Annotated in this window: 20 protein-coding genes and 3 pseudogenes; 14 read left to right on the top strand and 9 right to left on the bottom strand. The window is 68.0% G+C overall.

The features are described 5' to 3' along the window. Positions 1-5: 5 nt before the first annotated feature. The gene (locus tag AC1Q5A_RS16325; protein WP_492702490.1) at positions 6-1,343 is read right to left on the bottom strand and encodes an MFS transporter; all 1,338 of its coding nucleotides are present in this window, start codon (positions 1,341-1,343) and stop codon (positions 6-8) included. 252 nt (positions 1,344-1,595) lie between these two features. On the opposite strand from AC1Q5A_RS16325, the pseudogene AC1Q5A_RS16320 reads away from it, so the two are divergent. Beyond that, a pseudogene (locus AC1Q5A_RS16320) lies at positions 1,596-1,802 on the top strand (peptidase); the annotation flags it as partial. Positions 1,803-1,894: 92 nt separating this feature from the next. On the opposite strand, the gene AC1Q5A_RS16315 reads toward AC1Q5A_RS16320, so the two are convergent. Further along, positions 1,895-2,446 carry a peroxiredoxin gene (locus AC1Q5A_RS16315; RefSeq protein ID WP_492702488.1) on the bottom strand — a complete coding sequence of 184 codons (552 nt, stop codon included), beginning with the start codon at positions 2,444-2,446 and terminating at the stop codon, positions 1,895-1,897. A gap of 187 nt (positions 2,447-2,633) precedes the next feature. On the opposite strand from AC1Q5A_RS16315, the gene AC1Q5A_RS16310 reads away from it, so the two are divergent. Further along, positions 2,634-3,035: a hypothetical protein gene (locus AC1Q5A_RS16310; protein ID WP_492702486.1), complete on the top strand. Its 402-nt coding sequence runs from the start codon at positions 2,634-2,636 to the stop codon at positions 3,033-3,035. A 179-nt stretch (positions 3,036-3,214) separates the two neighbouring features. On the opposite strand, the gene AC1Q5A_RS16305 is transcribed toward AC1Q5A_RS16310, so the two are convergent. The 4 genes from AC1Q5A_RS16305 to AC1Q5A_RS16290 form a co-directional block, all read right to left on the bottom strand. Further along, a complete protein-coding gene (locus tag AC1Q5A_RS16305) occupies positions 3,215-4,990 on the bottom strand; it encodes a GGDEF domain-containing protein (RefSeq protein ID WP_492702484.1) in 1,776 nt (591 codons plus the stop codon). 11 nt (positions 4,991-5,001) lie between these two features. Further along, positions 5,002-5,280 carry a hypothetical protein gene (locus AC1Q5A_RS16300; RefSeq protein ID WP_492702482.1) on the bottom strand — a complete coding sequence of 93 codons (279 nt, stop codon included), beginning with the start codon at positions 5,278-5,280 and terminating at the stop codon, positions 5,002-5,004. Between the two features lie 126 nt (positions 5,281-5,406). Continuing rightward, positions 5,407-6,240, bottom strand: a complete 834-nt coding sequence (locus AC1Q5A_RS16295) for an SAM-dependent methyltransferase (RefSeq protein ID WP_492702480.1) — start codon at positions 6,238-6,240, stop codon at positions 5,407-5,409. 45 nt (positions 6,241-6,285) lie between these two features. Then, complete coding sequence (locus AC1Q5A_RS16290; protein WP_492702478.1) at positions 6,286-7,143, bottom strand: class I SAM-dependent methyltransferase; 858 nt, start codon at positions 7,141-7,143, stop codon at positions 6,286-6,288. 171 nt (positions 7,144-7,314) lie between these two features. Between AC1Q5A_RS16290 and AC1Q5A_RS16285 the strand changes: the two genes are divergently transcribed. The 7 genes and pseudogenes from AC1Q5A_RS16285 (at position 7,315) to AC1Q5A_RS16255 (ending at position 12,230) form a co-directional block, all read left to right on the top strand. Continuing rightward, on the top strand, positions 7,315-7,884 hold the full coding sequence (locus AC1Q5A_RS16285; RefSeq protein ID WP_492702476.1) for an NADPH-dependent FMN reductase: 570 nt from the start codon (positions 7,315-7,317) through the stop codon (positions 7,882-7,884). A 34-nt stretch (positions 7,885-7,918) separates the two neighbouring features. Further along, positions 7,919-8,584: a glutathione S-transferase N-terminal domain-containing protein gene (locus AC1Q5A_RS16280; RefSeq protein ID WP_492702474.1), complete on the top strand. Its 666-nt coding sequence runs from the start codon at positions 7,919-7,921 to the stop codon at positions 8,582-8,584. A gap of 116 nt (positions 8,585-8,700) precedes the next feature. Continuing rightward, positions 8,701-9,318: pseudogene (locus tag AC1Q5A_RS16275) on the top strand (oxidoreductase dimerization domain-containing protein); the annotation flags it as partial. 123 nt (positions 9,319-9,441) lie between these two features. After that, positions 9,442-9,789, top strand: a complete 348-nt coding sequence (locus AC1Q5A_RS16270; protein WP_492702472.1) for a YciI family protein — start codon at positions 9,442-9,444, stop codon at positions 9,787-9,789. Position 9,790: 1 nt separating this feature from the next. Continuing rightward, positions 9,791-11,041, top strand: a complete 1,251-nt coding sequence (locus AC1Q5A_RS16265) for an RNA polymerase sigma factor (protein ID WP_492702470.1) — start codon at positions 9,791-9,793, stop codon at positions 11,039-11,041. A 124-nt stretch (positions 11,042-11,165) separates the two neighbouring features. Further along, on the top strand, positions 11,166-11,741 hold the full coding sequence (locus AC1Q5A_RS16260; protein WP_492702468.1) for a peroxiredoxin family protein: 576 nt from the start codon (positions 11,166-11,168) through the stop codon (positions 11,739-11,741). Positions 11,742-11,864: 123 nt separating this feature from the next. Beyond that, positions 11,865-12,230, top strand: a complete 366-nt coding sequence (locus tag AC1Q5A_RS16255) for a YciI family protein (RefSeq protein ID WP_492702466.1) — start codon at positions 11,865-11,867, stop codon at positions 12,228-12,230. Positions 12,231-12,266: 36 nt separating this feature from the next. Here AC1Q5A_RS16255 and AC1Q5A_RS16250 read toward each other — a convergent pair whose 3' ends face one another. From AC1Q5A_RS16250 to AC1Q5A_RS16240, 3 genes are all read right to left on the bottom strand, one after another. Continuing rightward, the gene (locus AC1Q5A_RS16250) at positions 12,267-12,905 is read right to left on the bottom strand and encodes a DUF899 family protein (RefSeq protein ID WP_492702464.1); all 639 of its coding nucleotides are present in this window, start codon (positions 12,903-12,905) and stop codon (positions 12,267-12,269) included. Between the two features lie 115 nt (positions 12,906-13,020). Then, positions 13,021-14,265, bottom strand: coding sequence for an MFS transporter (locus AC1Q5A_RS16245; RefSeq protein ID WP_492702462.1), 1,245 nt, complete (start codon positions 14,263-14,265; stop codon positions 13,021-13,023). A 25-nt stretch (positions 14,266-14,290) separates the two neighbouring features. Beyond that, positions 14,291-14,791, bottom strand: a complete 501-nt coding sequence (locus tag AC1Q5A_RS16240; protein WP_492702460.1) for a DUF3224 domain-containing protein — start codon at positions 14,789-14,791, stop codon at positions 14,291-14,293. A gap of 220 nt (positions 14,792-15,011) precedes the next feature. On the opposite strand from AC1Q5A_RS16240, the gene AC1Q5A_RS16235 reads away from it, so the two are divergent. The 5 genes and pseudogenes from AC1Q5A_RS16235 to AC1Q5A_RS16215 all read left to right on the top strand — a co-directional run. After that, on the top strand, positions 15,012-16,166 hold the full coding sequence (locus AC1Q5A_RS16235) for a GGDEF domain-containing protein (RefSeq protein WP_492702458.1): 1,155 nt from the start codon (positions 15,012-15,014) through the stop codon (positions 16,164-16,166). A 311-nt stretch (positions 16,167-16,477) separates the two neighbouring features. Further along, positions 16,478-16,885: a hypothetical protein gene (locus AC1Q5A_RS16230; RefSeq protein ID WP_492702456.1), complete on the top strand. Its 408-nt coding sequence runs from the start codon at positions 16,478-16,480 to the stop codon at positions 16,883-16,885. A 126-nt stretch (positions 16,886-17,011) separates the two neighbouring features. Continuing rightward, on the top strand, positions 17,012-17,539 hold the full coding sequence (locus AC1Q5A_RS16225; protein ID WP_492702454.1) for a hypothetical protein: 528 nt from the start codon (positions 17,012-17,014) through the stop codon (positions 17,537-17,539). A 102-nt stretch (positions 17,540-17,641) separates the two neighbouring features. Then, positions 17,642-17,944, top strand: coding sequence for a hypothetical protein (locus tag AC1Q5A_RS16220; protein ID WP_492702452.1), 303 nt, complete (start codon positions 17,642-17,644; stop codon positions 17,942-17,944). Positions 17,945-18,009: 65 nt separating this feature from the next. Then, a pseudogene (locus AC1Q5A_RS16215) lies at positions 18,010-18,292 on the top strand (transposase); the annotation flags it as partial.

Genomic DNA, 18,292 nt, shown 5'->3' with positions numbered 1-18,292 from the left:
GACGGTCAGTCGCGATGCCCCGGGGCGGACAAGTCCGCTCGGCTGATGGCCGCCGTGCCCTGTCTGGCCACGTCCGGGCGCGTCTCCGGCATGGTCAGGAGCACCGGCAGCACGGCCAGGGCGACCGCGGCGATCATCGCGCCGGGCAGGGCGGTCCATCCGGTCAGCCGGACGAACAGCTCGGCGAGGAAGGGCGTCAGGCCGCCGAAGATCACCGTGGCCACGGTCACGCCCAGGGCCAGGCCGCTGAGCCGGCCTTCGCCGGGAAACTGCTCGGCGGTCGCCGGGGCGCCCACCGCGCTCACGCCGCCTGCGAGGCAGGCCAGCACGATCGCGCCGGCGGCGACGCGCAGTTCGCCGCCGCCGGCCATCAGGCCGAACATCGACAGCGGCAGCAGCATGCCGGCGATGCCCAGTCCGATCAGCACCGGCTTGCGTCCGACCCGGTCGGAGAGCGCACCCGCCAGCGGCGTGACCAGGATGACCGCCACCGCGGCAAGGGTCGCCAGCCAGAGCGAACGGCCTTCGGCGAGGCGGCCCGACGAGCTGAGGAAGGCTGGCACATAGGTGATGCCGACGTAATAGGTGATCGAGCCCAGCGCCGAGATGGCGAAGGTCCGCAGCAGCGCAGGTCGATGCCGGGCCAGCACGTGGCGCAGCGGCGATTCGGGCACGCTGTGCTGCTTCAGCTGGCGCAGGAAATCCGGCGATTCGTCCATGGTGGAGCGGGCGATCCAGACGCCGCCGGCCAGCGCCGCGCCGACCAGGAACGGAATGCGCCAGCCCCAGGCGTCGAGTCGGGCGGTGCTCATTGCGCCGACCACCAGGGCGGCGATCGCCACGGCCAGCAGCGCCCCGACCTCGCTGGCGGCGGATGCCAGCGAGGTGATCAGGCCGCGCCGGTCCGCGCGCGCCCCTTCCAGCAGGTAGGCGACCACGCCCGTGTATTCGCCGCCGACCGAGAACGCCATGAAGCAGCGCAACAGAAGCAGGAGTCCGCCTGCGGCCGGGCCGATCGTGGCGTAGTCGGGCAGCAGCGCCGTCGCCAGCATCGCCAGCGTCATCAGCATCATCGACAGCACCAGCGTGCGCTGCCGCCCGATGCGATCGCCGATGTGGCCGAACACCATTGCGCCCAGCGGCCGCATGCCGTAGGCAATGGCAAACCCGGCGAGCGTGGCCAGCAGCGAGCCGTCGCCGCCGCCGAAGAACACCCGCGACAGCACCGTGGCGAAATACAGGTAGAGCGTGAAGTCGTACCACTCCACCACCGTCGACAGCGCTGCGACTACCATGGAGGCACGCGAGATTTCGGGAGCACCGTGCTGTCGGGTCGAGGTCATGCCGGCAGGTTACCGGAAGCAGACCGGGGGCGGGCAAAGTCGGGGCGCGCGCTTCCCGCATCGCTGCTTTTCGCCGCAAGCGCCTTCCTCGACAGCACTTATGCCCGCGCCGCCGACCTGGCCAAGTGGGACCGCAGCGCGCTCGATCGCCAAGCCCTGGCGTGAGACAAACGGCAAGCCGGCGAAACCGGAGTCGCTGACCACGGCTCCGGTGCCGGTCGGCGCTCATCGCGTTTGCCGCTGCCATCGGTGCCTGGGTTGGCGATGGCGGCCGAGCACTACAGCCAGCGGGTGCGTGCGGTCGAGCGCAGGCAGACGGTGAAGCTGCGGGTGAACGTGAAAGCGCGTTTCACCGACGAGGCCAACCAGCCCGGCTACAACACCCTGGCCGAGATCCCGGGCAGCGGCAGCAAGGCCGGCGAGATCGACATGCTGGGTGCGCACTTGGACGCCTGGCACGGAAGGCTGATTCCCGACAGTAACGGTTGCACCGACGGGCCGGTCTTGCCGGCCCGTCGTCATTTCCGCGAAGGCATCCGGGACGGTGCGGACTAGCCCTGTTTGTCGAGCGCCTTCACTGCGTCCAGCGTCTCCTGCACATGTTGTTTCGGGTTCAGGTTCGAATAGACGTGCACGATCTTCCCCGACGGGGCGATCACGTACGAGGTGCGGTCCGACCAGCCGGGCCGCATCTGCAGCAGCGCGTCGTATTCCCTGGCGATCTTCGCACCCTCGTCAGCGGCGACCGGGAACTTGCCGCCGCAGTGCTCGGTTTCCTTCGAGAAGGCCGCCAGCTCGGAGGTATTGCCGGCGGTGACGCCGATCACGGTGGCGTGCTGCGCCTTGAAGCGGTCGATGGCTTCGGAGAACAGGTGTGCTTCCAGGTTGCAGCCGGACGTGTGCGCGGCGGGGAAGAAGTAGACCACCACCGGACCCTTCTTCAGTGCGTCGGCGAGCTTGAACGTGAAGGGCTGGCCGGCGAGATAGGCCGGCGCGGAAAAATCGGGGGCCTGGGCGCCTTCCTTCAGCGCCGCAAACGCCGGCGGGGCGAAGGCGACCGTGCCGACGAGGGCGAGGGTGGCGAATTTCAACAGGGCGTTCATGGTGGTGTTTCCTGTGGTTGGGCAGTCGAGTTATACGCCAGAAGTGCCGGGGTGGATGCCGTGACAGCCCGCGAATCCGGGTTTGTCGCCGCGGCAGCTGTGGCACGGGTGGTGGCCACGGCCCCTTTTGCTCGGCCCAGCCGCCGGGCGGGAGTTCTGCTGTGTTGGCTGCAGGGATCGTGTCTGCATGTCCATTCGCGTCTATTCGGCCGGAGGTCAGCCACGTGGCCACAACAAGTCACGCTCGAGCTTTTCGGTCGGCCCGGTCGACTGGAGCGATCCGAACCTGGACGCACTGCTGCAGAAAGTCGACGGCTGGAAGCTGGACAACCGCAGCAGCCACGCGCCGCAGGAAGTGCAGATACATGTCAGCTCCGGATGGACGGCCGGCTCCGTCGTCAGCAAGTCGGCGCAGCTGATCTCCATGGATGGGCAAACCATGGTGCCGGCGACCCGGTTTCCGGTTGCGAACGGCGAGCACGTGCGCGTGGACACCCGGGATGCGCACGGCACGCATACCGTGTGGGCCTGGATGATGAAGGGCGCGAGGGCTGCCGCGTCGAGGACCGCGAACACGGCCTGTTCCTGAGCAAGCTGCGTATCGGCTGACGGTCTGGCGGCAGATACCGGAAGGCGTCGCCGGAGCACGCCGGCGCTTGCCGCACACTTTGTCGCGGCACGAGGTTTTGCCAGTCGCGGGCGGTGCTCGAAATCCAGCCACGGGTCGGGGCTGGGCGCCTCCCGAGGCTGCTGCCGGGGTCCGGAATTTCAGGCTTCGGCCAGGCTGCCGTCTCCGCCATCGGCGATGACGCGGTTGCGCCCGGTGCGCTTGGCGCGGTACAGCGCGGCGTCCGCTTCCTTGCAGAGTCGTTGCAGCCCGTAGCCGCAAGTGTCGGTGGAAGCCAGGCCGACGCTGGCGGAAATCCATATGTCGTGCCCGTCTTTTTCGATCGGCGTCGTTTCGATGGCAACGCGGATGCGGTCGGCGATCTCCAGCCCCTGCGCGCGGGAACACTCGTGCAGCAGGATGCCGAATTCCTCGCCACCCAGCCGGCCAAACAGGTCGGCGGGGCGCAGGTGCTGCTGGCAGATGCCGACGGCCTGCTTCAGCACGGCATCGCCCATGGCGTGGCCATGGGCATCGTTGACCTGCTTGAAGTGGTCCAGGTCGATCGAGGCCAGGCAGGCGTGGTGGGCCCGCTTCTCCAGCAGACCCAGGGCGCGCTCGGCCTCGCCGATGAAGTGCTGGTGGTTGTAGATGCCGGTCAGCCCGTCGAGGCGCGACAGGCGCTTGAAGCGGAGCTGCGAGCGCTTGAGCCGGAACAGCCACAGCACGATGGAGGCCAGCGCCATCAGCAGCAGCGCGATGTACAGCCGGCCGGTTTCCACCGTCTTGCCGGCCAGCGCCTGCTGCATGCGCAGCACGGCGTTCTGCCGGCCCAGCTCTTCCGCCTCCATCTGCCGGGTCAGCACCTGCTGCTGCACCGTCCGGTACGCGAGCGTGCGCGCGCTGACGTCGTTGAGGTAACCCTTGTCCTGGGCGGCGTAGTGCTCGTGGTAATCCAGCGCGGCGGCGGCATGGCCCTGTTTCTTCTCGACCTGGTAGAGCACCTCGTAGGCATCCTTCAGCCACTCGTTGATGTCCCCGGGGTGGCCCATCGCCACGGCGGCGAGTGCCGCCGTGCGGGCTTCGTCGTCGCGACCCAGCTTCGCGTAGGCCATCGCCCGCTTGGCCTGGGCCGACAGCATGTGCAGGTAGTAGCGGCTGGCCTCGATGGCGGGGGCGATGCGGTCGAGCAGGGCCAGCGCCTTGCCGGGCTGCTCCTGGTCCAGGTAGAGGCTGTCCAGCGCCAGTTCCAGGGCATGGGCGATGATCGGTTCCCTGGCTGCCGTGCAGGTGTCGATGGCCTGCTGCAACTCCGGGCTGGCCGTCGTCAGCCGCTTGCCGTTGTACAGCGCCGCGACCTGCAGGTAGCGAGGTAAGCACAGGCTGCCGCCGGGCGGGGTGACGCTCTCCATCATGCGTGCGTAATTGACGGCGAGGCCGGTCTGGCCCGCGTAGTTCAGCATCTGCGACAGGTTCTCCAGCAGCATGAAGCGCGCCTGGGGATCCCTGACGGCAGGCAGCGTGGCCGTCAGCTGGTTGGCCAGTTTGTAGGCCTCCTCGTAGCGACGATTGAATCCCAGGCTACTCAGCAGCAGCGCCGATGCCTTGGTGGTCAGGATGGCGTCACCTGAGCGGCCGATGATCTCGCGCAGCTGGCTTTCGGCGCCGGCGGCGTGGCCTTCGTAGGTGGCCTCCCAGGCATCGAGGTAACGCAGGTGCCATTGTTCGGAGGCGGTCAGTTGGGGCGCCTCGCGATGGAACTGCGCCAGCATTTGTGCGAATCGCGGGTGGTCGGTGGTGCGCAGGCGTTCGATCCGGTCGAGCGCCTGCGCCGGATCCGTGGCGGGAGTGGGCGGGTTGCCGGCATGCGCCAGCACGCACCACGCCATGGCCGCCATCGCAGGCCACATGCGGATGCGGCTGGACAGCGCGGGCATGCCGGTTTCGTCTAGGACAAGGGCAGCGGACGGTCGTCGTCGGGTACCGGTTCTTCGCCGTCCTCTTCCTCTTCTTCTTCGTGCGCGGGACTCTGAACGGATTCGGTGGTCAGGTTCACCCTGTTTCCGAACTCCGCCGCCAGCATCGCGCGGTCGCCGCTGGCCACCGCCGAGATGAGTGCGGCGGACGCCTGGGCCTCCTCGAGCACGTTCGCCAGGTCCTCGGCCGCGGCGTGGCGCAACGCGGCATCGCCGCCGATGGCCTCCAGCAGGTCGATCGTGTCTGTCATGGTTTTTCCCCGTTCCGTGATGATCGTGCGATTGGCAGGGCGGGTCCGCCGGTGCCGGTGGCGTCATGGGCCGGTGCGGACCTTTCCCCAGGCAGGCACGGCCGCCGAGCCATTATGTTCGCTGGTTCACGTTTTGGCACCTGCCTCCAGCCGGTCCAGCGCCCCAAGCCGCTCCAGCACGGCGCGGTTGGGTTTCATCGCCGCGGCCGGGGGCAGCACCACGGTCTCCTCGGCGCTCAATGACACCTGCGGCAGGTCGCGCAGCGCGATGCGGCGGATGCGTGGCTGCTGGATCGGCAGGGTGGCGCAACGGTAGACGATGACCGGGTGATCCAGCGGATAGTCGCGGGCCAGCAGGTCCACCAGCACCTGCCGGTAGGCCGGCCCGGTCTGGGAGATCCCCAGCGACCAGTCGCCTGCGTGCGCCACCTGCCACAGCACCAGGTAGCCGGTGTTCTCGATGCGCCGTTCGTAGAACAGCAGCTGGCTGGCCTCGAAGTGCTGGCAGCCGTAGCGGCCGGGGTCGATGCCCAGGTCGGCATAGAGGCAGTCCTCGGCGGAGATGCCCGGCTCCATGTGCGCCTCGTAACCTTCCGCGCGGGCGGCCTCGATGGCCTTGTGCGGCGACCAGGCGAAGATGCCGGGGTGGCCGTAGAACACCCCGCAGACCCGCTTGCCGGCGTGCACCTCGGTCATCATCAACTCGACCCACTCGCGGTAGGTCTGCAGCCGCGACTTGCCCTCCGCGTAGTAGGGCTGCAGGCTGCGCACGTCCGGATGCATGCGCCCGAGCCACACTTCCACGATGGCGTCGGACAGCCCGGCGAACACCACGTCCGCCCGCTGGATGTGGCTGCGCGCCAGTGGCGTGAGGTGGGAGCCGAGGGTCATGCCCAGGCCCACGCAGGCCAGGCTGCCGCGGGACGGGCCGTTCGATGACGGGAGGGACGGGGTATCCATCGGCCCGGATGGTAGGGCAACTCCAGGTCGGACGGCACGGTGTGTTCAGCGCCGCGTGGCCAGTACCCCGTCCAGCGCCAGTTCCGCCCTGAAGCCGGCCTGCTCCAGCCGCCGAGCCACTTCGCGCGGCACGTCGCGGCCGCTGGTGAGCTTGTTGGGGCTGCCGGTGTAGTGGAACAGGCGGCCGCCGCGGCGCAGCACGCGGGCGAGTTGCCGGTAGAACTCCAGCGAGTACAGCTCGCCGGCGATGCCGAAGCGCGGCGGGTCGTGCAGCAGCGCGTCCACCGAGGCGTCGGCGAGTTGCGCGATGGCCTGCGCCACGTCCGCGTGCTCCAGCCGCAGGCGGCCGCCGTTCTGCGGCGCGTCGGGGTCAACCGCATCAGGATCGGGCGACCACGGGTTGAGCGTGCGCAGCCACAGCACGTCGGGGTTCTTCTCGAACGAGTGGATGCGCGCCGCGCCGGCCTCCAGGCAGCAGGCGGCGAAGTAGCCCAGGCCGCCGCAGGTATCCAGCACCACCTTGCCGCGCGGCTCGACCAGCGCGACCTTGCGGCGTGCGTCGTCCAGCGGCGACTCCTTCGAGGTGGGCAGCATCTTGATGCCGTCGATCTCGAAGGTGGGCGCGCCCCACTCGGTGGGCACCAGCTTGATCAGCGAGCCAGCATAGCGCGCCACCGGCGCGAACCCGTCGTCGTCCCAGTAGTAGATCGTGCGCTCCTTCAACGCGGACGGATACGGGTAGCGCCGGCCCTGCCACAGCCAGGCGTCCGCCTGCAGCGATGCGCTGCCATTCGAGCGTCCCAGGTCCAGCGAGCCGCCCCATTCGTGCGCACCGGCATCGCGTGCGGCCAGCAGCGCCCCGGCAATCGGGCGTGTGAGCAAGGGACCGGAGTAATGCGGCACGGCGGGCTTTCCTGGAGCGGCGGCGCCGCGACGCGGTGAAAGAGCGGCATCGTAACCCGGCAATCCGTCGGCGTGGCGGACTGTCGAATCGGTCCGGGCGCGATACGGCGTGTCGCCGTTTCCGCGCTACTCTTGCCGCTCCTGTCGTCGTCAGCGTTTCGGAGGTGGAGCATGGCCATTCTGGTGGGGTTTTCCGGCAGCCTGCGCAAAGGCTCGTTCAATGCCGCCCTGCTGCGCGCCGCCGTCGCGGCGATGCCGGGCGGCAGCCGGCTGCAGACCATGTCGATCGCCGCGTTCCCGCTGTACAACGGCGACGACGAGGCCGCGCACGGCATTCCGGCCGAGGTCGCGGCGCTCAAGGAAGCGATTGCCGCGGCCGACGGCCTGCTGATCGCCACGCCCGAATACAACAACAGCATTCCCGGCGTGACCAAGAACGCGCTGGACTGGCTGACCCGGCCGGCGGCCGACATCCCGCGCGTATTCGCCGGCAAGCCGGTGGCGCTGATCGGCGCATCGCCCGGCGGCTTCGGCACCATCCTGTCGCAGAACGCCTGGCTGCCGGTGCTGCGCACGCTCGGCGCGGAACTGTGGACCGGCGGCCGCCTGATGGTGTCGCACGCGAGCAGTGTGTTCGATGCCGACGGCGCTATCGCCGATGCGCGCACCAGCGACCAGCTGCGCAAGTTCATGGAAGGCTTCGTCGCGTTCGCGCAGGGTGGCTCGAAGGGAAAGGCGTGAAAGCCGCGGTTGATGGAACGCAGGAGGCAGTGCCTTGTCCGGTGCAAGTGACACGACCGGGGTGAGTCCGGCGCCGCGGATCACCGGTCGCAGCAGTTCGCATTTCACCCGCCTGGTGCGCGTGTTCGCGCAGGAACTGGGCGTGGCCTGCGAGTTCGCCCCGGTCTACGACCTGGCGTCGCTGGATGCGCGCGACTATGCGGGGAACCCCGCGCTCAAGCTGCCGGTGCTCACGAAGGATGGGGCGACGGTATTCGGCGCCGAGAACATCTGCCGCGTGCTGGCGGAATCCGTGCCGGCGCAGCGGCGCATCGTCTGGCCCGAGGACGTGCGCGACCTGCAGGCGCGCAATGCGCAGGAACTCGTCTGGCACGCCATGCAGGCGCAGGTGCAGCTCGGCTTCGGCACGCAGATCGCGCAACTTCCGGCGGACAGCATCTACTTCGCCAAGGCCGCCGCGGGATTGCGCAATGCCCTGCAGTGGCTCGACGAACGGCTGCTGCCGGTCATCGCCACGCTGCCGCCGCGCGACCTCAGCCTGCTGGAGGCATCGCTGTTCTGCCTGGTCGAGCACCTGGCCTTCCGCGTCACCGTGCCGCTCGCGCCTTATCGCCACCTCGCGGCCTTCGCCCGGGAGTTCGGCAAGCGGGCATCGGCGCGCAACACGGCGTACCGCTTCGATGTGCCGCCCGATGGCTGAGGGCGCGAGGCCACGCTGTTCCCTGGACGGCGGCTTCACGGAAATTTGTCGGGCCTGTCCGGTGGTTCGCGTTACAACAACCGCCTTCATGCAGGAGTGACGACATGGTTCTGCACCGGATCGATTGCAGCCACGTGTTGCTGGTGGTGGGGCGCGTGCCCAACACCGGCGACCTCGGCCTGGGCCAGGCCGGCGCGGCGACGGATGCGCGCGGCTACATCGGCGTCGACGACGAACTGCGCACGAACCCGCCGGGCGTCTGGGCGCTGGGCGACTGCAACGGGTGCGGCGCGTTCACGCATACGTCCTACAACGACTTCGAGATCGTCGCGGCGAACCTGCTCGACGGCGAGAGCCGTTGCCTCAGCGAGCGCGTCAGCGGCTACGCGTTGTACATCGACCCGCCGCTGGGGCGTGTCGGCATCGGCGAAACCGAGACGCGCAAGCGCAGCCGCCCGTTCCTGGTCGGCAAGCGGCCGATGGCTCGGGTCGGGCGCGCGGTGGAGAGGGACGAGACGCAGGGTTTCATGAAGGTGATCATCGATGCCGGAACGAAGGCGATCCTGGGTGCCGCGATCCTCGGCATCGAGGGTGACGAGGCGATCCACGGCATCATCGACATGATGAGCGTGGGCGCCACCGCCACGCAGCTGCAGCGCACGGTGCCGATCCATCCGACCGTGTCGGAGCTGATCCCCACGCTGATCGCCGAAGCACGCGCCGCGGACGGCTAGGGCGGCAGCCCGGATGCATCGCCATCGCCGTGCGGGATCGACCTTGTCCAAATCGGGGAACCCCGCACGTCATAGGTATGGCGGCGCATGCTGCCCGCCGATCACCTGGAACGGAGAATCACGATGCAATATCTACTGATGCTGTATGCGGAGGAAGGCGGCTGGTCGCGGATGTCGCCGGCCGAGCAGGAACAGGGCATCGCGGCCTACGGGGCCTATACGCAGGCGTTGAAGACGGCGGGCGCGCTGGCCGGCTCGAACCGCCTGCAGGGCACGGCGAACGCGACCACCGTGCGCGTGGCGAACGGCAAGTCGCAGGTGCTGGACGGCCCCTACGCGGACTCCAAGGAGCAACTGGGCGGCTACTACCTCATCGACGTCGCCGACCTGGACGCCGCGCTCGCCTGGGCGGCGCGCTGCCCGGGCGCGAGTCACGGCATTGTCGAAGTGCGGCCGGTCTGGAGCATGTAGCTTGGATCGCACCGCGCAGGCACGCCGTGCGGCGGATGCGGTGGCCCGCCGCAGCTACGGCAAGCTCGTCGCCTTCCTCGCCGCTGCCATGCATGACGTGGCAGCGGCCGAGGATGCCTTGTCCGAAGCGTTTGCCACGGCCCTGGCGGACTGGCCGCGCAACGGCTGCCCCGCGAATCCGGAAGCCTGGCTGCTGACCGTGGCCAGGCGCAAGGGAATCGACCGGTTCCGGCGCCACCGCCACGGCGAAGCGGCAGCCGTGCAGTTGCGGATCCTCGCCGAGATCGAGGAGAGCGCGGTGGCGGAAGGAGATGACGCTGCCATCCCGGATCGGCGCCTCGCGCTGTTGTTCGCCTGTGCGCATCCGGCCATCGATGCCGGCATCCGCGCGCCGTTGATGCTGCAGGCGGTGCTCGGGCTGGACGCGAAGGCGATCGCCGCGGCCTTCCTCGCCTCGCCGCAGGCGATGGGCAAGCGGCTGGGGCGGGCGAAGCAGAAGATCCGGCAGGCCGGCATTCCCTTTGCCGTGCCTGCGCGCGACGAACTGGCCGGGCGGCTGGACGGCGTGCTGGAAGCCATCTACGCCGCCTTCGCGGAAGGCTGGAGCGATCCCGGCGGCACCGATGCGATCCGCCGCGACCTCACCGCGGAGGCGCTGTTCCTCGCCAGGCTGGTGGCCGGCCTGTTGCCGCAGGAGCCGGAGGCGCTGGGTCTGCTGGCCTGCATGCTGCACGCGGAAGCGCGCCGTTCCGCGCGCCGCACGGCGGCGGGCGACTACGTGCCGCTGGCCGAACAGGATGTCGCGCGATGGGATGCGGCGATGATCGACGAGGCCGAGGCGCTGCTGCTGCGCGCCAGCCGGCTGGGCCGTATCGGCCGCTACCAGCTCGAAGCCGCGCTGCAGTCGGCCCATGTCGAGCGTTGCCGCAGCGGCCGCGCCGACTGGACGCCGGAGGTGCAGCTCTACGACGCGTTGCTGGCGCTCAGCGACTCGCCGGTGGTCGCGCTCAACCGCGCGCTGGCGATCGCGGAGCTGCAGGGCCCGCAGGCGGCGCTCGAAATCATGGATGCGCTCGCCGCCGATGGCCGGCTCGTCGATTACCAGCCCTACTGGGCGGCACGGGCGGCCTTGCTGGCCAGGACGCACGCCTGCCGCGACGCGCGGCACGCCTTCGACGTCGCGATCGGCGTTGCCGGCGATCCCGCCGTGCGCCGTTTCCTGCAGGGTCGCCAGGCTGCGTTGCCGGGCTGAGCCTGCGGCCATTCCTCGCCGGCAGGCGGCACGCCGCCGGGGACATGGGAAAGATGTACGCTGCACGGCTGAAGTCGTGTCTGCCGCGGATGACGCGCCCGTGCATCGAGGAAGGAGATTTGCGATGACGCCGGAACCGGCCCCCGAGTGGCGTACCGTAGCCTGGCTGAACAGCCCCGGGCCGCTGGGCCTCGGCGATTTCCGCGGACGGGTGGTATTGCTGCATGCCTTCCAGATGCTCTGCCCGGGCTGCGTGGCGCACGGCATCCCGCAGGCGCAGCGCGTCGCGAAGCTGTTCGAGGGCGCGCCGTTGGCGGTGGTCGGCCTGCACACGGTGTTCGAGCACCACGCGGCGATGGGGCCGGAGTCGCTGCGCGCGTTCCTGCACGAGTACCGCGTGCTGTTTCCGGTCGGCATCGACGCACCGGGGCCGGCCGGCGACCCGATCCCCTGCACCATGCGCGCGTATGCCATGCAGGGCACGCCGACCACGATCCTGATCGACGCGCAAGGGCGGCTGCGCCGCCAGGTGTTTGGCGTGTACGACGACCTGCTGCTCGGTGCAGAGATCGGCACGCTGCTGGTCGAGGCGGGGCAGCAGCGCCCCTACGCCACGGTCGAGGCGCCCACGGCGGAACGTTGCGCCGAGGGTCGCTGCGATGTGGATGCCGCGGCGGCGGAGCGGCACCCGCTTTCGTAGCCGTGCGCAGGCGGCGTGTGTCGATCCGGCCCGGGCCCGTTCGTCGCCATGGCAGGAGCGCGATGGGCGGGCCGGCATGGGGCCGGTCGCGCGGCTGCGCCATGACCTACAGGAGCGACGACGATGCGATTTCTTTCGATGATCCGGATCAACGAGAACACCGGGCAGCGGCCCAGCCAGCAGCTGATGGACGACATGGGCAAGCTGATGGCGCAGATGATGGCGGACGGCACGTTGTTGGACACCGCAGGGCTGCGGCCGACCGCGGAAGGCACGCGCACACGGTTGTCGCACGGCAAGCTGACGACGACGGACGGCCCGTTCACCGAGACGAAGGAAGTGATCGGCGGCTACGCACTGCTGCAGGCCGACTCGATGCAGCACGCGCTGGAGCTGACCCGGCGCTTCCTGCAGGTGCACGGCGAAGAGTGGGAGATCGAGTGCGAGCTGCGCCGGCTGGACGAGAGCTGCGTTCCACCGCGTCCGTGAACTATCGACGGCGGCTGCACGCCGCCGCCGGCAGCATCAGTACTCGAGCTTCGGGTACCAGTCCGTGCCGCGGCCTTCCGGCGTGCAGTCCAGGATGGTCCACAGCGGCGTCAGGTCCGGCGCGCCGCGCGGATCCTGGCCGGGGTCGGCGCTCTCGAAACCCATCTCGCCGCTCCAGAAGTGGCGGATCGTGCCGTCGCGGCGGGTGAACACGTTGAAGGCGGCCTGGTCGCCGTCGCCGCCGTCCGGGTCGACGGCGAAGTAGTCGCGGCTGTAGGCGCCGTCGGTATCCGAGTACAGGCGGAGATCGCGCCAGCCGCGCTCGTTCTTGAACGCGACGAGGCGCTCGATCGGCGAGCGTGCCACCACGGCCAGCGCCACGCGCTGCGGGCCGAACATGTAGCTGTAGACGACCAGGCTCGACTTGTCGCCGAACAGGCCGGCGAAATCGACCGGCCCGCGTTCGCCCCGGAAGCGGTAGTCGCCGGTCACCTCGCCGCCGGGCGGCAGCGCGCGACGCAGTTCGGCGACACGCTCGATGTGCCGGCGCAGCTCGATCTCCCCGGCCAGCAACGCGGTGCGCGCGCGGCGGTAGTCGTTGCTTTCGTTGGGAAAGCGCAGGCGGTTGCGCGCGGCCAGTTCGGCGGCGGGCACCAGGGTGGGTGCAGGGTTCATCGCGGTTCTCCTGGGCTCGGGACTACCCGGATGACGAACAGGCGCAGGCGAAATCGACATCGGTGCGGTGGACGCATCGCCTGTCGAGCGTGTCGTGCGATGCGCACTGCGCGGTTCAGCCCGACGCGGGCCGGTTCCTGCGCACCCGCCGCGCCACCGGCACCAGCGCGAGCAGCGCCACGATCGCGAAGCCGGCACCGGAGAGGAAGGTGGCGCGCGAGCCGAACGCGTCCCACATCCCGCCGGCCACCACGCTGGCCGCCAGCAGGGCCAGCCCGCTCACCAGGTTGAACATGCCGTACGCGGTGCCGCGCAGGTCGGCCGGTGCGGTGTCGGCGACCATGGCGGCCAGCAGACCCTGGGTCATGCCCATGTGCAGGCCCCACAACACCACGCCCAGCGCCAGCCCGGCCAACCCGCCGACGAGGGCCAGCGCCAGGTCCGACAGCACCAGGATCAGTACGCCCAGCCCGAGCAGCGTGCCGCGGTCGACGCGGTCGGCCAGCACGCCGGCCGGGTAGGACGACAAGGCATACACCACGTTCATTACCACCAGCACCAGCGGGATCAGCACCAGCCCCAGCCCCAGTTCCTGCGCGCGCAGCACCAGGAAGGCCTCGCTGAAACGGGCCAGGGTGAACACCGCGGCGATCGCCACCACGCCCCAGTACAGCAGCGGCAGGCGCGCCAGCTCGGCGCGCGACAGCGGCGAGCGCGCCCGCTTCTTTTCCCCGCTGTCCGGCACGTCGTGCACGCCGAACACCACCAGCGCGAATGCGGCAAAAGCCGGCAGCACCGCGAACCAGAACACCAGCCGGATGTTGTCCGCAGCCAGCCACATCAGCGCGATCGCCAGCGCCGGGCCGACGAACGCACCGATGGTATCAAGCGACTGGCGCAGGCCAAAGGAGGCTCCGCGCAGTGCGGCCGGCGCCAGGTCGGCGATCAGCGCGTCGCGCGGCGCGCCGCGGATGCCCTTGCCGATGCGGTCCACGAAGCGTGCGGTGACCACCCAGCCGACCGTGCTCGCCAGCGGAAAGATCGGCTTGGTGAACGCGGCGAGGCCGTAGCCGATCGCCACCAGCAGCTTGCGCCGGCCCAGCCAGTCGGACAGCGCGCCGGAGAACACCTTGGTGATCGCCGCGGTGGATTCGGCGATGCCCTCGATGAAGCCGACGGCGAGCGCCGAGGCGCCGAGCACGCTGACCAGGTACACCGGCAGCAGCGCGTGGATCATTTCCGAGGAGGTGTCCATCAGCATCGAGACCATGCCCAGCGCCCAGATGCCGGCCGGGATCCGGCGCAGCACGGAAGGCGTTTTCGCCGTGGTGCTGCTGGGTACTTCCGTGTGCTGGTTCATCGCGGTGCTTCCCGGGGTTGCATGGTCAGGCCGCTCGGCGGCCGGGCAGGGTGTAGCCGAGATCGTAACCGTGCTTGTCGTCGGCGGCGGTGATCGTCATCGCCTCGCCGAGGCCGGCCAGCTCGCCCGTACCGGAGCCGGGCACTACCGCCACGGTCCACTCCTGCGGCAAGCCGTCGACCATCAGCGCGCGGTGCACCAGCACGAACGTGCCGCTGCGGCCGTGCAGCTTGCCGGTGACTTTTTCCAGCGCCACGTAGGCGCCGGAGGTGGTGCCGTCGCCCGCGGCCATCATCTTGCCCTGGCTGGTGGCGTCGAGGTCGCCATGGAACTGCTTGTCCAGCGACAGCCGCGCGAGGCCGGAGGCCTGGGCCCGCGGGTTGTCGGGGTTTTGCGGGGTGATGCTGACGTCGAAATGGCCGGTGGCATGCATGGTGGTGGGCTCGGAGAGGGCGGGTACAGGCGCGGCGGCGGGCACGCCCGCAGCGGGAATGGGCACGGCGAGCGGCGGCAGGAGTGGAGTCATGGCTTTCATGGAAACGCCGGCGCGTTTTCAAGGCGCTGGCGGGGTGTCCGTCGGCGGAGTATGCACGACGGGCGGGTTGAGGCCGGCACGGCGCGTTATCCGCCGGGGAGGCCGGCGTACGGCGTGTTACCTTGCGGGCCGTGTAAGCCCGAAAGTCCCGCGTGCGCAGGTGGAAGCGGCGCGCTGATCCTGGCTTGCGGGTCTGTATACGGAATTGGGCATGCACTTCGACCTCTTTACGCTCGGCGTCATCGGCGCGGCCATCGGCATCGCCATCTCGATAAGTTTCACCCTGCTCGGGCTGGTGCTGAGTGGCCTGCCGGCGCTGCGCATCTGGGCCACCGCGTTCTGGGTGATAACCGTCGCCGTGCTCCTCCAGGGCCTGAACGAAAACGGCAGCCTGCTCTCCACGGTCGTGGGCGGCGGCCTGATCGCGCTGGCCAACGCGCTGATGCTGATGGGCATCGCCATCCACCTGCGCTACCCGCTGCGCTGGCGCTGGCCGCTGGCGGTGGTGGGCCTGTTCGTCGCCTGCCAGTTCTACGTCTACCTGTCGCCGCCGACGCAGACGGTCTCGGCGCTGATGTTCGGCGGCTACAGCGTGTTCTGGGACGTATGGATGGTCTGGGTGCTGCTGTGGCGCTCGCCGCGGGACATGCGCAACACCTGCAGCTTCACCGCGCTGATCTTCATCATCGACGCGCTGTTCTACCTGCTGCGTTCGGTGGTGGTGCTGTTTCCGCAGCTGTTCGCGCACTCGCCACTCGACGAACTGCTTACCACCTGGAACTACCTGTTCGGCATCCTGTCCTCGTTCCTGCTGAGCACCGGGTTCACCCTGATGCTGGCCGAGCGGTTGACCCTGGACCTGCGCCGGCTGGCGCGCACCGACGGGCTCACCGGCCTGCTCAATCGCAGCGCCTTGATCGAGGCGGGCACCCGCCTGGTGGACGCCTGTCGTGCGCGCGGGCAGGCGTGCAGCGTGCTGATGTTCGACCTGGACCACTTCAAGTCGATCAACGACAACTGGGGCCACGCGGCGGGCAACGCGGTGCTCAGCCATTTCGTCGAGGTGATCCGTGGCGCGGGGCTGGCCCGCGAGGCCCTGTTCGCGCGTTACGGCGGAGAGGAGTTCATGCTGGTGCTGCCTGCCATCGCGCCGGCGGTCGCCGACGCACTCGCCGAGCGCATGCGCGCCGCCGTGGCAGCGGAACCGGCATTGTTCGATGGCCGCAGCATCGACATCACCACCAGCGTGGGCGTGGCCACCGCTGTCAACGCGGACTTCGAGCAACTGGTCAATGCCGCCGATGTCGCGCTGTATCGGGCGAAGCACCAGGGCCGCAATCAGGTGGCGTGGAATCCGGCGGCGTAAAGGGAGCCGGGCATGGGCGGGTCGACATTCCCTCCCGGGGACGCAAACCCGCCCCCTCTCCCCGATGCGCCTGCACCCGATCCGGCAGGCACGGCATTTTGCACCCGGTTACACCCGCACATTTGCCTGCGTAACTCATACACCCTCAAAAGTGTCGGATAACACCGCTGCTTGTACCCGAATCGATGACGGCGCTAACGCGCAAGGGACTGATCTGTTTTAGGAATTGTCGGCTTGTGCGGTCAGGGTCGGAGCCGCATACTCGGTGCAACACCCCATTCTTGGGGTCTACTAAGCGTTAGGGGCAAAGCATGCGCGATCGCGATTACGGCTCAGACTGGCATGCTCAAGAGACCTACAAGGGCCTCATACAGATTTCTATCAGTGCTCTTCGTTTTGGTATTTTTTCCAACGGCGGTGCCGCCGTAGCGCTTCTAGCGTTCCTTGGCAAAAATATTTCCATTGTCGAGCTACACGCTGCAAAAGGCGCAATGGCATTCTTCATATCAGGAGTTGCTCTGGGCGGGCTTGCACACGTCACCGCCTATCTAACGCAGTTAAGGTTGTACGGCGAGTCGGCGCTCGGCAACCCTCAACAAGGCCTTTTTCGACACAACAACTTCCTCTACGCCACCGTCGTCCTTGGCGTCGCTAGCATCGTTGCATTTGCTGTCGGTTCTCTGTGGGGCGTCGCTACCCTTCATCCCGTTACCCCCTAACAGTTCGTTCAAGGCGGACGGCTTCGCCGCCGCTTAACTCCAGCGTTAGGCCTCAACGCTATGGCAGAAGAATCACTCAGGCACCCTCGGTTGGAACTTGCAGCTGCGGCGAAGGCGATTACCGGAATGCGCAACGCCAAGTCGTTGGACGAATTCGAAACCGAGTGGCGTGCATATCTCAACGCCATAGAAAAACTATGGCAGAAAGTGGAGCGTTGCTGCCAGCATGTCCGCGGGGCCTTCGAACCCTGGCAGGGCACTTATCATAAACTTCGAAAGAAGGACATGCTTCTTCGGTACTTGAAGCAGGCGCGAGACGCAGACAACCACTCAATTCAGGACGTCACCAAAATCCAGCCCGGGCAGCGGGGATACCGTTTTGTGAATCCGAGCGGCGGCTACATCAAAAGAATGGAGATCCGAAACGGTAAAGTTGTTCACTACGAAGGTGACGCGATGATGGTTGAAGAAACGCCGCCGCATCCCGTCGCAGTGCCTGTAAAGAATAACGGTGAGTGGTTCAACCCCCCTACATCCCATCTTGACCAGCCTGTCGCCAATCACCATCCGGTGCTTCTCGCCGAACTTGGCCTGAACTTCTATTCAAACTACCTTGATGAAGTCGAGAAAAAGTTCTTCGCAACCAAAGCCTAACCCGGCAGTCGAGGGGACAGCAAAAGCTACGCTTTTGGTTCCCTCCGCGCTTCGCGCTCCGGCTGCCCCTCACTTTGAACGTTGGGCCTTGTTGGAACAACCATGCTTGATCCCGCAAAAATCCTTGCTGACGCTCGTTCCACGGTCAATTTCAATCCGCATGACCTAGTCAAAGAGTTGGTGGCTTACGGGGAGACAGATGCAGCGGATATGCTGCTGCAACTTGACCAGCAGGGCATAGCTGCAATTGGTGTTCTTGCTTCCAAGCACTATTCTGCGCCAGACAGGCCAATACTCGACAAGGCGATTTGCTTGGGCATCGTAGAGTTCTTAGAGGAGCGAGCCCGGCCTCTCAAGCGTAAGCGTCGGCTCTATCCAAAAACAGGCCCCGCTGGTGCGGCCTAAGGATGCTCTGATCTATTCCCCGTCTGCGGCATCATAGCCAGCAGTTCCCAGGAAACCCAACACCGATGAAGCAGCATTCCTTTGCCTCCCTGAGCTTCGAGTCGAAGAAGAAGCCAACGCGCCGGGAAAAATTTCTGGGCGAGATGGACAAGGTGGTGCCGTGGACGGCGCTGCTGGCGCTGATCGAACCAAGTTATCCCACGTCTGGTCGCCGTGGTCGGCCACCGATGCCGGCAGCCACGATGCTGCGCATCCACTTCATGCAGCAGTAGTACGCGCTGAGCGACCCGGCGATGGAGGATGCGCTGTACGAGATCGAGTCGATGCGGCGGTTCGCGGGGCTGGAGC

The sequence above is a fragment of the Rhodanobacter sp. GW835-FHT13D09 genome, from assembly GCF_058793995.1.
This window is presented reverse-complemented; position numbering and strand designations above follow the sequence as displayed.

Excerpts from the sequence above, each read along its gene's own strand:
- AC1Q5A_RS16325 (WP_492702490.1), bottom strand. The coding sequence starts at position 1,343 with ATGACCTCGACCCGACAGCACGGTGCTCCCGAAATCTCGCGTGCCTCC.
- AC1Q5A_RS16315 (WP_492702488.1), bottom strand. The coding sequence starts at position 2,446 with ATGAACGCCCTGTTGAAATTCGCCACCCTCGCCCTCGTCGGCACGGTC.
- AC1Q5A_RS16310 (WP_492702486.1), top strand. The coding sequence starts at position 2,634 with ATGTCCATTCGCGTCTATTCGGCCGGAGGTCAGCCACGTGGCCACAAC.
- AC1Q5A_RS16305 (WP_492702484.1), bottom strand. The coding sequence starts at position 4,990 with ATGCCCGCGCTGTCCAGCCGCATCCGCATGTGGCCTGCGATGGCGGCC.
- AC1Q5A_RS16300 (WP_492702482.1), bottom strand. The coding sequence starts at position 5,280 with ATGACAGACACGATCGACCTGCTGGAGGCCATCGGCGGCGATGCCGCG.
- AC1Q5A_RS16295 (WP_492702480.1), bottom strand. The coding sequence starts at position 6,240 with ATGGATACCCCGTCCCTCCCGTCATCGAACGGCCCGTCCCGCGGCAGC.
- AC1Q5A_RS16285 (WP_492702476.1), top strand. The coding sequence starts at position 7,315 with ATGGCCATTCTGGTGGGGTTTTCCGGCAGCCTGCGCAAAGGCTCGTTC.
- AC1Q5A_RS16270 (WP_492702472.1), top strand. The coding sequence starts at position 9,442 with ATGCAATATCTACTGATGCTGTATGCGGAGGAAGGCGGCTGGTCGCGG.
- AC1Q5A_RS16260 (WP_492702468.1), top strand. The coding sequence starts at position 11,166 with ATGACGCCGGAACCGGCCCCCGAGTGGCGTACCGTAGCCTGGCTGAAC.
- AC1Q5A_RS16255 (WP_492702466.1), top strand. The coding sequence starts at position 11,865 with ATGCGATTTCTTTCGATGATCCGGATCAACGAGAACACCGGGCAGCGG.
- AC1Q5A_RS16250 (WP_492702464.1), bottom strand. The coding sequence starts at position 12,905 with ATGAACCCTGCACCCACCCTGGTGCCCGCCGCCGAACTGGCCGCGCGC.
- AC1Q5A_RS16245 (WP_492702462.1), bottom strand. The coding sequence starts at position 14,265 with ATGAACCAGCACACGGAAGTACCCAGCAGCACCACGGCGAAAACGCCT.
- AC1Q5A_RS16240 (WP_492702460.1), bottom strand. The coding sequence starts at position 14,791 with ATGACTCCACTCCTGCCGCCGCTCGCCGTGCCCATTCCCGCTGCGGGC.
- AC1Q5A_RS16235 (WP_492702458.1), top strand. The coding sequence starts at position 15,012 with ATGCACTTCGACCTCTTTACGCTCGGCGTCATCGGCGCGGCCATCGGC.
- AC1Q5A_RS16230 (WP_492702456.1), top strand. The coding sequence starts at position 16,478 with ATGCGCGATCGCGATTACGGCTCAGACTGGCATGCTCAAGAGACCTAC.
- AC1Q5A_RS16225 (WP_492702454.1), top strand. The coding sequence starts at position 17,012 with ATGCGCAACGCCAAGTCGTTGGACGAATTCGAAACCGAGTGGCGTGCA.
- AC1Q5A_RS16220 (WP_492702452.1), top strand. The coding sequence starts at position 17,642 with ATGCTTGATCCCGCAAAAATCCTTGCTGACGCTCGTTCCACGGTCAAT.